Annotated in this window: 12 protein-coding genes and 1 other RNA gene; 9 read left to right on the plus strand and 4 right to left on the minus strand. The window is 51.4% G+C overall.

From position 1 onward, the window contains the following. Positions 1 to 35: 35 nt before the first annotated feature. On the plus strand, positions 36 to 1,181 hold the full coding sequence (gene garK / locus MUA00_RS15140) for a glycerate 2-kinase (protein WP_271123853.1): 1,146 nt from the start codon (positions 36 to 38) through the stop codon (positions 1,179 to 1,181). A gap of 42 nt (positions 1,182 to 1,223) precedes the next feature. After that, positions 1,224 to 1,602, plus strand: an RNA gene (gene rnpB, locus MUA00_RS15145) — RNase P RNA component class A. A gap of 178 nt (positions 1,603 to 1,780) precedes the next feature. Here rnpB and sfsB read toward each other — a convergent pair. Further along, the gene (sfsB, locus tag MUA00_RS15150) at positions 1,781 to 2,044 is read right to left on the minus strand and encodes a DNA-binding transcriptional regulator SfsB (protein ID WP_271123854.1); all 264 of its coding nucleotides are present in this window, start codon (positions 2,042 to 2,044) and stop codon (positions 1,781 to 1,783) included. A gap of 231 nt (positions 2,045 to 2,275) precedes the next feature. Next, a complete protein-coding gene (ispB, locus tag MUA00_RS15155) occupies positions 2,276 to 3,247 on the minus strand; it encodes an octaprenyl diphosphate synthase (RefSeq protein ID WP_271123855.1) in 972 nt (323 codons plus the stop codon). 261 nt (positions 3,248 to 3,508) lie between these two features. Between ispB and rplU the strand changes: the two genes are divergently transcribed. The 4 genes from rplU (at position 3,509) to cgtA (ending at position 6,351) form a co-directional block, all read left to right on the plus strand. Continuing rightward, positions 3,509 to 3,820, plus strand: coding sequence for a 50S ribosomal protein L21 (gene rplU, locus MUA00_RS15160; protein WP_121267729.1), 312 nt, complete (start codon positions 3,509 to 3,511; stop codon positions 3,818 to 3,820). An 18-nt stretch (positions 3,821 to 3,838) separates the two neighbouring features. Continuing rightward, positions 3,839 to 4,096, plus strand: coding sequence for a 50S ribosomal protein L27 (gene rpmA, locus MUA00_RS15165; protein WP_121267728.1), 258 nt, complete (start codon positions 3,839 to 3,841; stop codon positions 4,094 to 4,096). A 100-nt stretch (positions 4,097 to 4,196) separates the two neighbouring features. Continuing rightward, positions 4,197 to 5,162 (plus strand): DMT family transporter, encoded by a 966-nt coding sequence (locus MUA00_RS15170; protein ID WP_271123856.1) that lies wholly within the window; start codon positions 4,197 to 4,199, stop codon positions 5,160 to 5,162. 16 nt (positions 5,163 to 5,178) lie between these two features. Further along, the gene (gene cgtA / locus MUA00_RS15175) at positions 5,179 to 6,351 is read left to right on the plus strand and encodes an Obg family GTPase CgtA (protein ID WP_271123857.1); all 1,173 of its coding nucleotides are present in this window, start codon (positions 5,179 to 5,181) and stop codon (positions 6,349 to 6,351) included. Between the two features lie 74 nt (positions 6,352 to 6,425). On the opposite strand, the gene dacB is transcribed toward cgtA, so the two are convergent. Further along, the gene (dacB, locus tag MUA00_RS15180; RefSeq protein WP_271123858.1) at positions 6,426 to 7,859 is read right to left on the minus strand and encodes a serine-type D-Ala-D-Ala carboxypeptidase; all 1,434 of its coding nucleotides are present in this window, start codon (positions 7,857 to 7,859) and stop codon (positions 6,426 to 6,428) included. Between the two features lie 244 nt (positions 7,860 to 8,103). On the opposite strand from dacB, the gene greA reads away from it, so the two are divergent. Further along, a complete protein-coding gene (gene greA / locus MUA00_RS15185) occupies positions 8,104 to 8,580 on the plus strand; it encodes a transcription elongation factor GreA (protein WP_121267722.1) in 477 nt (158 codons plus the stop codon). A 106-nt stretch (positions 8,581 to 8,686) separates the two neighbouring features. Here the strand turns inward: greA and yhbY are convergent, their stop codons facing one another. Continuing rightward, positions 8,687 to 8,986, minus strand: a complete 300-nt coding sequence (gene yhbY / locus MUA00_RS15190) for a ribosome assembly RNA-binding protein YhbY (protein ID WP_271123859.1) — start codon at positions 8,984 to 8,986, stop codon at positions 8,687 to 8,689. Positions 8,987 to 9,112: 126 nt separating this feature from the next. Here yhbY and rlmE point away from each other — a divergent pair, with 126 nt between their 5' ends. Together rlmE and ftsH are read left to right on the plus strand one after the other, a co-directional pair. Beyond that, complete coding sequence (gene rlmE / locus MUA00_RS15195; protein ID WP_271123860.1) at positions 9,113 to 9,742, plus strand: 23S rRNA (uridine(2552)-2'-O)-methyltransferase RlmE; 630 nt, start codon at positions 9,113 to 9,115, stop codon at positions 9,740 to 9,742. A gap of 56 nt (positions 9,743 to 9,798) precedes the next feature. After that, positions 9,799 to 11,736, plus strand: a complete 1,938-nt coding sequence (ftsH, locus tag MUA00_RS15200; protein ID WP_271123861.1) for an ATP-dependent zinc metalloprotease FtsH — start codon at positions 9,799 to 9,801, stop codon at positions 11,734 to 11,736. Positions 11,737 to 11,812: the final 76 nt, after the last annotated feature.

Below are 11,812 nucleotides of genomic sequence, written 5' to 3' on the forward strand. Positions count from 1 at the left end.
CTGTTTTTCTCAGGCCGAATCAGGCATGGATTATTATGAAAATCGTTATCGCACCTGACTCTTATAAAGAAAGTCTTTCAGCGCTCGACGTGGCGCAGGCTATCGAAAAGGGATTTCGTGAAATTTTTCCTGATGCCCTGTATATATCGGTGCCCGTTGCAGATGGTGGGGAAGGTACCGTCGATGCCATGATCGGCGCAACCCAGGGTTCTAAGATGGCTACGACGGTCACCGGGCCGCTGGGTGAACCCGTGACGGCCTGTTGGGGCATGTCTGGCGATGGCAAAACTGCGTTTATCGAGATGGCGGAAGCCAGCGGACTTGCGCTCGTGCCCAGTGAGAAACGCAATCCGCTGGTTACCACGTCGCACGGCACCGGGGAGCTAATTTTATGTGCTCTGGATAATGGCGCGCGCAATATCATTATTGGCATCGGCGGCAGTGCAACCAACGATGGCGGCGCTGGAATGATGCAGGCGCTGGGCGCAAGACTGGCTGATGCGAATGGCAAGGAAGTCAGCCCGGGCGGCGGCAGCCTTCTGAGCCTGAACAGCATTGATATTTCCGGGCTGGATAAGCGTCTGGAAAGCTGTGTGATTAACGTGGCATGCGATGTAACCAACCCATTGATTGGCGATAACGGCGCATCCCGTATCTTTGGACCGCAGAAAGGCGCCAGCGAAGCCATGATTGTCGAGTTAGACAGGAATCTGGCGCATTTTGCGGACGTGATAAAAAAACATTTGCGCATAGATGTGAGAAACGCGCCGGGTGCGGGTGCAGCAGGCGGCATGGGCGCGGCGTTAATGGCTTTCCTCGGGGCTAACTTACGCAGCGGCGTTGAGATTGTTACCGAAGCCCTGAATCTGGAAGAGCACATACATGACTGCTCGCTGGTGGTGACTGGCGAAGGGCGTATGGACAGCCAAAGCATTCGCGGAAAAGTCCCCATAGGCGTTGCGGCAGTAGCAAAGAAATACCGCAAGCCCGTGATTGGTATTGCCGGCTCGCTGAGCAAAGATGTTGCGGTTGTGCATCAGTACGGTATTGATGCGGTGTTCAGCGTGCTGCATAGCGTTAGCACGCTGGATGAGGCTTTGAAAAACGCTTCTGAAAATATTTACCGCGCTTCGCGCGATATTGCCGCGACGGTTGCTATCGGCATGAGAACTACCGTTTAAGTCAGCGTGACATGGGCGCGCAAACCCTCTATACTTCGCGCCGAAGCTGACCAGGCAGTCGCCGCTTCGTCGTCGTCCTCTTCGGGGGAGACGGGCGGAGGGGAGGAAAGTCCGGGCTCCATAGGGCAGGGTGCCAGGTAACGCCTGGGAGGCGCAAGCCTACGACCAGTGCAACAGAGAGCAAACCGCCGATGGCCCGCGCAAGCGGGATCAGGTAAGGGTGAAAGGGTGCGGTAAGAGCGCACCGCGCGTCTGGTAACAGTTCGCGGCACGGTAAACTCCACCCGGAGCAAGGCCAAATAGGGGTTCATAAGGTACGGCCCGTACTGAACCCGGGTAGGCTGCTTGAGCCAGTGAGCGATTGCTGGCCTAGATGAATGACTGTCCACGACAGAACCCGGCTTAACGGTCAGCTTCAACTTTTCACAGAACCCCGCTCCGGCGGGGTTTTTGCTTATGGCGCCGGTCGGATGAATGACTGTCCACGACACTCTTCATAAAAGAAAGCGGCTTAATGGTCAGCTTCAACTCTTTACAAAACCCCGCTCCGGCGGAGTTTTTGCTTGTAGGACAGGGAAGATGATTGACGATTTTCGAGGCTACTTCTTACGCATCAACAAAGAACGGTCGATAAACGCATTCGTCACTGGATCAAAATAACGTGAGGGCCAGATTTCCCATGGCTGCGTTTCCAGAGCTTTCGCAATAATCTGTTCACCTTTGGGCCAGGGACGAGTCAATGCATTCGCTAAGGTGGCTGAATTTAGCCCCGCTTTGCGCGATTCTGCCGCAAGCGATGTTCCCCGCTTGCGAAGCCCTGCAATGATGTCGGCAGGATGCCAGTCCGTCCGTTTGTTATCCATTTTTCCTCCCTGTGGCAAACTCATTTCCTGTTGTGTTTAAATTTCATTTGGAATTTATAGCACAAAAGTATTCAATAATTTCCAATAAAAATTTAGATTGCTCAAATATGTGTTTTAATACACAAAATTGTTGAAAATGGGTGCGTATTTGTTGCAGAGCAGGAAGGTTTAAGACAGTTAAAGTGATTTTATTGGAATTTTTACGCGCCATTAAATGGCGCGTAACAGAGGTTATCGATCTCGCTGTACAGCCATATGCGCCAAAGCCACTAAAGCTTCTTTATGCTCGCTTTCTGGCAAGACCCCAAGAGCCGCAATGGCTTTATCGGCTTCTTGTTCCGCGCGAAGGCGCGTCCATTCCAGCGAACCGCAGGCAGCCATGGTATCCAGAACCGGCTGCAGCAAATGGCGGCCATTACCTTGCTCGATGGCTTCACGAATCATCCGGGCTTGTTCTGGCGTACCATTGCGCATGGCGTGCAACAAAGGCAGCGTTGGTTTGCCTTCGTTAAGGTCATCTCCCACGTTTTTGCCCAGCGTTTGTCCATCCGCGCTGTAATCCAGTAAATCATCTATTAGCTGGAAGGCAGTGCCAAGGTAGCGACCATAATCCTGTAAGGCTTGCTCTTGCTCATCGGCGGCGTCGGCCAAAATTCCGGAGCACTGCGCCGCCGCTTCGAATAAACGCGCGGTTTTACTGTAAATCACACGCATGTAGCTCTCTTCCGTGATGTCCGGGTCATTACAGTTCATCAACTGCAAAACTTCCCCTTCAGCTATCACGTTGACTGCTTCTGACATCACTTCGAGAACTTTCAGTGAGCCTAGCTGCGTCATCATCTGGAAGGCGCGAGTGTAGATAAAGTCTCCTACCAAAACGCTTGCCGCATTACCAAACGCCGCGTTGGCCGTTGCTTTGCCACGACGCATGTCTGATTCGTCGACCACATCGTCATGGAGCAGCGTGGCGGTGTGAATAAACTCGATCAGCGCAGCAATATTGATATGCGCATTGCCTTTATAGCCGAGGGCTCGTGCGGCAAGTACCGCGATCATCGGGCGTATGCGTTTCCCGCCGCCGCTAACGATGTAATAGCCTAACTGGTTGATCAATTGGACATCCGAATTTAATTGTTCAAGGATGACCGCGTTGACGCCCGCCATATCTTGCGCGGTTAACTCGTTAATTTTTTCTAAATTCATCGCAAAAGTCTGGCTTACAGTCCTGTTTACCACATGTTGTTATGGAATAACGTGGAGGTAGAGAAGTGATAATGTAGTACAGATTGTACTGAAAAAACGAGGCAGATAAACGTTGTGTGTGACGTTGCGTTTTTTTTCTACGCGTATGCATAAACGGGCTTGTCAAATGCTCCGTGTTTGCGTAATATTCGCGCCCTATTGTGAATATTTATAGCGCCACCTGAAACCAATGTAAGGTGTGTGCGGAAAGCGGAGTTTTATATGTACGCGGTTTTCCAAAGTGGTGGTAAACAACACCGAGTAAGCGAAGGTCAGACCGTTCGCCTGGAAAAGCTGGACATCGCAACTGGCGAGTCTGTTGAGTTCGCAGAAGTTCTGATGATCGCTAATGGCGAAGAAATCAAAATCGGCGTTCCTTTCGTTGATGGCGGCGTAATCAAAGCTGAAGTTGTTGCTCATGGTCGTGGCGAGAAAATTAAAATTGTTAAGTTTCGTCGTCGTAAACACTACCGTAAGCAGCAAGGTCATCGTCAGTGGTTCACTGATGTGAAAATCACTGGCATCAGCGCTTAATACAGAGGAGCAGATTAAATGGCACATAAAAAGGCTGGCGGCTCAACTCGTAACGGTCGCGATTCCGAAGCTAAACGTCTGGGCGTAAAACGTTTCGGCGGTGAAGCAGTTCTGGCAGGCAGCATTATCGTTCGTCAACGTGGTACTAAATTCCACGCTGGTAGCAACGTAGGTTGCGGCAAAGATCACACTCTGTTCGCTTTGACTGACGGTAAAGTTAAGTTCGAAGTTAAAGGCCCGAAAAACCGTAAGTTCATCAGCATCGTTGCTGAATAAGTTTTTCGCGTCCCGGTAACGGATTGAAGCCCCGCAACACGTTGCGGGGCTTTTTACATTCTGAGCCCGGCAAATTAATGAAGTACCAGGGAACTTCAGCATGAAACAGCAGGCGGGCATCGGCATTCTTTTGGCATTAACCACGGCTGTTTGCTGGGGAGCTCTGCCAATAGCAATGAAGCAAGTGCTGACGGTCATGGAACCGCCTACCGTGGTTTTTTACCGCTTCCTGATGGCAAGCATTGGGCTGGGTACTATTCTCGCTCTACGCGGCAAGCTGCCGCCGATGCGTATTTTCCGTAAGCCACGCTGGCTGGCGTTGCTGGCGATTGCGACCGGCGGGTTGTTCGGTAACTTCCTGTTGTTTAGTTCTTCCCTGCAATACCTGAGCCCAACGGCTTCTCAGGTTATTGGTCAGCTCTCCCCGGTGGGGATGATGGTGGCGAGCGTGGTCGTGCTGAAAGAGAAAATGCGCGGCACGCAGGTTGTTGGGGCCATTATGCTGCTTTGCGGTCTGGTGATGTTCTTCAACACCAGCCTGATAGAAATTTTTACTCGTCTGACGGATTACACCCTTGGCGTCATTTTTGGTGTTCTGGCGGCGACGGTGTGGGTTACCTATGGCGTGGCGCAGAAGGTGTTATTACGCCGTCTGGCCTCGCAACAGATCCTCTTTTTGCTGTACACTTTGTGTACTATTGCATTGTTGCCTCTGGCGCAGTTGGATATGGTCTTTCAGCTTAGCGGATGGCAACTGGCATGTTTGATTTTCTGCGGCCTGAATACGCTGGTTGGGTATGGGGCGCTGGCAGAAGCAATGGCCCGGTGGCAGGCGGCGCAGGTCAGCGCGATTATTACGTTGACTCCCCTGTTTACCTTGCTGTTTTCAGATTTATTAGCGTTAGCCTGGCCCGATTTCTTCGCCATGCCGTTGCTTAACCTTGTGGGTTATACCGGCGCGTTTGTCGTGGTTGCGGGCGCTATGTATTCCGCCATTGGTCACCGTCTTTGGGGACGCTGGCACAAAACCGAAGCTGTCATTCCAGTACAACGTTCGGGCGAATGATTTACGGAGAAGTGAAATGAAGTTTGTTGATGAAGCAACGATCCTGGTCGTAGCAGGTGATGGCGGTAACGGCTGCGTTAGCTTCCGTCGTGAAAAATATATCCCAAGGGGCGGCCCGGACGGCGGTGACGGCGGTGACGGCGGTGACGTTTGGCTGGAAGCTGATGAAAACCTCAACACCCTAATCGATTACCGTTTTGAAAAATCTTTCCGCGCCGAGCGTGGCCAGAATGGTCAGAGCCGCGATTGCACGGGTAAACGCGGTAAAGACGTATCGGTCAAAGTTCCTGTTGGTACGCGTGTTATCGATGGCGGCACCGGCGAAACCATGGGTGACATGACGCTGCACGGCCAAAGGCTAATGGTCGCCAAAGGCGGCTGGCACGGTCTGGGCAATACCCGTTTTAAATCTTCCGTTAACCGTACCCCGCGTCAAAAAACCATGGGGACGCCGGGTGAGAAACGCGATCTGCAGCTTGAATTGATGCTGCTGGCCGACGTTGGCATGCTGGGGCTGCCTAATGCGGGTAAATCTACCTTTATCCGTTCTGTCTCTGCAGCAAAACCAAAAGTTGCTGATTATCCGTTTACCACTCTGGTGCCAAGCCTTGGCGTCGTGCGTATGGATAATGAAAAAAGCTTTGTGGTTGCCGATATCCCTGGCCTGATTGAAGGCGCTGCGGAAGGCGCGGGTCTGGGGATTCGCTTCCTGAAACACCTTGAGCGTTGTCGCGTATTGCTTCACCTCATTGATATTGCCCCGATCGATGAGTCAGATCCGGTTGAGAATGCCCGTATCATCATCGGTGAACTGGAAAAATACAGCGAGAAGCTGGCTGAGAAGCCACGCTGGCTGGTGTTCAACAAGGTCGACCTGATGAGCCAGGAAGAAGCCGAAGCGCGAGCAAAAGAAATAGCTACGGCAATGGGCTGGGAAGATAAATACTATCTGATTTCCGCAGTTAACCGTGAAGGCGTCAATGCCCTGTGCTGGGATGTGATGGACTTTATCATCGCGAATCCGAAGGTCAGCGAAGTTGTGCCGGTTGCGCCGGAGAAAGTTGAGTTTATGTGGGATGACTATCATCAACAGCAACTCGACGCAGCAGAAGCTGAAGAAGACGAAGACTGGGATGATGACTGGGATGAAGATGACGACGAAGGGGTCGAAATCATTTATCAGAAGTAATCAAAACAGTAAAAAGGGCCGGTATTTCCGGCCCTTTTTTTTGTATGCGGTTGATTAACCATCGGTTTGATGGCTTAGTTATTCTGATAAACATCCTTATAAAGACGGCTTTCAAAGCGTACTAACGGGATGCGGCGATTACGTTGGTCGGCAGGCTCTACGGCATAACCGGATAGATACTGCACAAAGGCCATCCGCTGACCGCTGGCAGTTGTAATGAAACCAGCCAGGTTATATACCCCTTGCAGCGAACCTGTTTTCGCCGACACTTTGCCATCAACGCCAGCCTGGTGAAGACCGGCACGGTATTGCAGTGAGCCGTCATAGCCCGCGAGCGGCAGCATGGAGATAAAGTTTAGCTGGCTGTCGTTTTGCGCAATGTATTGCAGCACCTGCATCATGGTGGCCGGTGAAATCAAGTTATGGCGAGATAGGCCAGAGCCGTCCACCACGATAGTGTTACCTAAATTAACGCCTGCCTTTTGGCTCAAAATTTGACGTACGGCATCTGCGCCAGCGCGCCAGGTGCCCGGTACGCCGAAACGATTATGTCCAATGGTGCGAAAGACGGTATCGGCAATCATGTTGTCCGACTTTTTGAGCATGATTTTTAGCAGGTCGTGCAGTGGGGCTGATTCTTTACTGGCGATAACCGTGCCCGGTGTATTCACCTGTGTCTGGCGCAGTAAAGTGCCGCTATAGGTAATGCCCGCTTCTTTAAGTTCAGCTTTTAGAATGGCGCCGGCGTAGCTTGCGCCGTCCTGAATGGCAAACGCCAGCGGGAGAGGATCTGCGCGCTGCGTCATACAGCCGGTCAAAGTGAAACGATTAAGATCGCCAGGCACAACGTCCAGTTCGCAATATTGCGCATCCGGCGAGCCTTTGGCGAGCGTTCTTACCTGGCTATTCATAAGTACCGGGTAATAGGATGCGATACGAACAAAAGCCAAATCGTCAGGTTTCGGGGCGCTGTAGAGTGAAATGGAGAAGCAATTTCGGTCGACGATGGCTGCCGCAGGCGGTGCGCTGAAGCACTGAGTCATATCATTCCATGGCCAGCCAGGCGCCTTGTCGTGGCTCGCAAAAACGGAAGTATCAATCAATACATTTCCCTGAATTTGCTGGACGCCGGACTTTTTCAGCACCGCTACCATGTTGCGAATATCCTGGCGTTTTAGCGTAGGATCGCCGCCAAATCGCGCCACAAGGTCGCCATTTAGCACACCATTGCTGACTTGCGCATGGCTTTCAAGCGTGGTGGTAAAGCGGAAATCCGGCCCAAGCTGCAGCAGGGCTGCCAGCGCCGTAATCACTTTCTGCGTGCTGGCAGGCAGCGCCATTTGCTGACTGTGATAGTCAATCGACGGGGTTTGAGCACCAACTTTCTGCACCATCAACGCCAGGTTCGCCCCCGCAGGTAACTGGGAAGTGTACTCTTCAACGTTGGCGGCCTGAACATTCAATATCACTGCACTGGTCAATCCAATGACAAATCTAAAAAATCGCATAATCTCGCGGTAACAGCCTGGAAACGTGCAGCCATACTACGGTGCATCGCAGTGCAAAGTAAACGATGACCCTTATGGAACTCCAGGGTAAAATACGTATCAAATTGAAAACCGTTCCTGACCTGGGGCTTTGCTCCGGGTCAGTTTTCTTTTATTTGTTGTCAGGCAAATGCTCTGGCTATGCTCTTAAGTCAGCGCGGCTAAAGGCCGTACTGATCAGGACAGTTTTTAAGAGGTATAACAAATGCAACCTATTCCGATGACACTACGTGGCGCAGAAAGATTACGTGAAGAACTCGATTTCCTGAAGTCGGTTCGTCGCCCGGAAATCATTGCCGCTATTGCCGATGCTCGTGAGCATGGCGATTTGAAAGAAAACGCCGAATACCATGCGGCACGCGAGCAGCAGGGTTTTTGCGAAGGCCGTATTCAGGATATTGAAGCCAAGTTATCTAATGCTCAGGTTATCGATGTCACCAAAATGCCTAACAATGGCCGCGTGATTTTTGGTGCCACGGTGACCGTCCTGAACCTTGAGAATGATGAAGAGCAGACTTATCGCATCGTGGGCGATGATGAGGCTGATTTTAAACAGAATCTGATCTCTGTGAATTCACCTATCGCTCGCGGTCTGGTGGGAAAAGAGCAGGATGATGTTGTGGTGATCCGCACACCCGGCGGCGATGTCGAATTCGAAATCGTGAAGGTGGAGTATTTATAATTTCTGCTACGCTGATTGCCGGCGTGGCGTATTGTAAAGAAAGGAAAAAGGCCGCATAGCGGCCTTTTATCAACTAACAGAGCGTGGCATTTTGCACACTCTGCGTTTATTTCGGCAGAGAAATTTTGCGCTCTTTCTCTTTCGATGGGCGATACAGCACCAGCGTTTTACCGATGACCTGTACATTACAGGCGCCGGTTTCCCGCACGATGGCATCCACGATTAAGGCTTTAGTCTCACGATCTTCCGTTGCGACTTTGACCTTGATTAACTCATGGTGCTCAAGTGCTTGTTCAATCTCGGCCAGTACCCCTTCGGTCAAACCATTATTGCCCAGCATAACTACTGGCTTGAGTGGATGAGCAAGACCTTTCAGGTGCTGTTTTTGTTTAGTACTCAGATTCATCGTATTATTTGCTTACGTTGGGATTGAAAACGGTTCATTCTACCGCCATCTCCAGTGTATCGCCAAATCGGCTGTGCTGATTTTTTAACAGTCTGCCACTCACGATGAACAAAGTTGGAAATTGAGATGACAGGTAAAAAGCGTTCTGCCAGCTCCAGTCGCTGGCTGCAGGAACACTTTAGCGATAAATATGTACTTCAGGCACAGAAAAAGGGGTTGCGTTCCCGTGCCTGGTTTAAACTTGATGAAATACAGCAAAGTGACAAACTTTTTAAGCCAGGAATGACGGTCGTCGATCTTGGCGCTGCTCCCGGAGGCTGGTCACAGTACGTTGTGACAGAGATCGGGAATCAAGGGCGAATCATTGCTTGCGATCTTTTACCAATGGATCCTATCGTTGGTGTGGACTTCCTTCAGGGCGATTTTCGTGATGAATTAGTCGTCAAGGCCCTGCTGGATCGTGTTGGTGACAGTAAAGTTCAGGTTGTCATGTCAGATATGGCGCCAAACATGAGCGGGACACCGGCAGTAGATATTCCTCGCGCTATGTATCTGGTAGAACTGGCACTGGAAATGTGCCGTGATGTTCTGGCGCCGGGCGGAAGTTTTGTAGTGAAAGTGTTTCAAGGCGAAGGTTTCGATGAATACCTGCGAGAAATTCGCTCCCTGTTTACGAAGGTTAAAGTTCGTAAACCGGACTCTTCTCGTGCCCGCTCACGTGAAGTGTACATTGTAGCGACCGGGCGCAAAGTATAGTACCCTGACGCTGTTTGTTAACACAGTTGTAATATGAGGTTAATCCCTTGAGTGACATGGCGAAAAACCTAATACTCTGGCTGGTCATCGCGGTTGTGCTGATGTCTGTGTTCCAGAGCTTTGGGCCCAGCGAGTCAAACGGCCGTAGAGTGGACTACTCCACTTTCCTGTCTGAAGTGAATCAGGACCAGGTTCGCGAAGCGCGTATCAATGGACGTGAAATCAACGTTACCAAGAAAGATAGTAACCGATACACGACTTATATCCCTGTTAACGATCCCAAGCTGCTTGATAATCTGCTGACCAAGAACGTTAAAGTGGTAGGCGAGCCGCCTGAAGAGCCAAGCTTGTTGGCTTCTATCTTTATTTCCTGGTTCCCAATGCTGTTGTTGATTGGGGTCTGGATCTTCTTTATGCGCCAAATGCAGGGCGGCGGTGGCAAAGGCGCCATGTCGTTCGGTAAGAGCAAGGCGCGTATGCTCACCGAAGACCAAATCAAAACCACTTTTGCCGACGTCGCAGGTTGTGACGAAGCAAAAGAAGAGGTTGCTGAGTTGGTTGAGTACCTTCGTGAGCCGAGCCGTTTCCAGAAGCTGGGCGGTAAAATCCCGAAAGGCGTGCTGATGGTTGGCCCTCCGGGTACCGGTAAAACCCTGCTGGCGAAAGCCATCGCGGGTGAAGCGAAAGTACCGTTCTTTACCATTTCCGGTTCTGACTTTGTTGAAATGTTCGTTGGTGTGGGCGCATCTCGTGTGCGTGACATGTTCGAACAAGCGAAGAAAGCAGCCCCTTGCATCATCTTCATCGATGAAATCGACGCCGTTGGCCGCCAGCGTGGCGCAGGCCTTGGCGGCGGTCACGATGAACGTGAGCAGACGCTGAACCAGATGCTGGTTGAAATGGATGGTTTCGAAGGTAACGAAGGTATTATTGTTATCGCCGCGACTAACCGTCCGGATGTTCTGGACCCAGCACTGCTGCGTCCAGGCCGCTTCGACCGTCAGGTTGTTGTAGGTCTGCCAGATGTGCGTGGTCGTGAGCAAATCCTGAAGGTGCATATGCGCCGCGTGCCTCTGGCACCCGATATCGATGCGGCAATCATTGCCCGCGGTACGCCGGGTTTCTCCGGTGCGGATCTTGCGAACCTCGTGAACGAAGCTGCTTTGTTTGCCGCTCGTGGCAACAAACGCGTGGTTTCGATGGTTGAATTCGAAAAAGCGAAAGACAAAATCATGATGGGTGCGGAACGTCGCTCCATGGTGATGACGGAAGCGCAGAAAGAATCCACCGCTTATCACGAAGCAGGGCATGCGATTATTGGCCGTCTGGTACCTGAGCACGATCCGGTACACAAAGTCACCATTATCCCGCGTGGTCGTGCACTGGGTGTGACGTTCTTCCTGCCGGAAGGCGATGCAATCAGCGCCAGCCGCCAGAAATTGGAGAGCCAGATATCTACGCTGTACGGCGGTCGCCTTGCAGAAGAGATAATTTATGGCGCAGAGCATGTTTCTACCGGTGCGTCCAACGACATTAAAGTCGCGACTTCCATCGCACGTAACATGGTGACCCAGTGGGGCTTCTCTGAAAAACTCGGTCCGTTGCTGTATGCGGAAGAAGAGGGTGAAGTGTTCCTGGGCCGCTCTGTAGCAAAAGCAAAACATATGTCCGATGAAACAGCACGTATCATCGATCAGGAAGTTAAGCTGCTTATCGAGCGTAACTATGCTCGAGCGCGCCAGCTTCTAAATGAAAACATGGATATTCTTCACACCATGAAAGACGCATTGATGAAGTATGAAACCATCGATGCGCCACAGATTGACGATCTGATGGCTCGCCGCGACGTGCGTCCGCCAGCGGGTTGGGAAGATTCCAGCAACGGCAACAACAATTCTGACAACAACGGTACACCGAGTGCACCGCGTCCGGTCGATGAACCGCGTACGCCGAATCCGGGTAACACCATGTCAGAGCAGTTGGGCGATAAATAAGCCAGTCTGACCTATGTTTTTGCAGTAAATTATTCAAACCCCGGGCTGGTCCCGGGGTTTTTGTTTTTGTGTTAAC

The organism is Dryocola boscaweniae (genome assembly GCF_025215095.1).
Classification (GTDB): Bacteria; Pseudomonadota; Gammaproteobacteria; order Enterobacterales; family Enterobacteriaceae; genus Dryocola; species Dryocola boscaweniae.

Bases quoted from the DNA above. Each gene is read 5' to 3' on its own strand.
- garK (WP_271123853.1), top strand. From the start codon at position 36: ATGAAAATCGTTATCGCACCTGACTCTTATAAAGAAAGTCTTTCAGCG.
- sfsB (WP_271123854.1), bottom strand. From the start codon at position 2,044: ATGGATAACAAACGGACGGACTGGCATCCTGCCGACATCATTGCAGGG.
- ispB (WP_271123855.1), bottom strand. From the start codon at position 3,247: ATGAATTTAGAAAAAATTAACGAGTTAACCGCGCAAGATATGGCGGGC.
- rplU (WP_121267729.1), top strand. From the start codon at position 3,509: ATGTACGCGGTTTTCCAAAGTGGTGGTAAACAACACCGAGTAAGCGAA.
- rpmA (WP_121267728.1), top strand. From the start codon at position 3,839: ATGGCACATAAAAAGGCTGGCGGCTCAACTCGTAACGGTCGCGATTCC.
- MUA00_RS15170 (WP_271123856.1), top strand. From the start codon at position 4,197: ATGAAACAGCAGGCGGGCATCGGCATTCTTTTGGCATTAACCACGGCT.
- cgtA (WP_271123857.1), top strand. From the start codon at position 5,179: ATGAAGTTTGTTGATGAAGCAACGATCCTGGTCGTAGCAGGTGATGGC.
- dacB (WP_271123858.1), bottom strand. From the start codon at position 7,859: ATGCGATTTTTTAGATTTGTCATTGGATTGACCAGTGCAGTGATATTG.
- greA (WP_121267722.1), top strand. From the start codon at position 8,104: ATGCAACCTATTCCGATGACACTACGTGGCGCAGAAAGATTACGTGAA.
- yhbY (WP_271123859.1), bottom strand. From the start codon at position 8,986: ATGAATCTGAGTACTAAACAAAAACAGCACCTGAAAGGTCTTGCTCAT.
- rlmE (WP_271123860.1), top strand. From the start codon at position 9,113: ATGACAGGTAAAAAGCGTTCTGCCAGCTCCAGTCGCTGGCTGCAGGAA.
- ftsH (WP_271123861.1), top strand. From the start codon at position 9,799: ATGGCGAAAAACCTAATACTCTGGCTGGTCATCGCGGTTGTGCTGATG.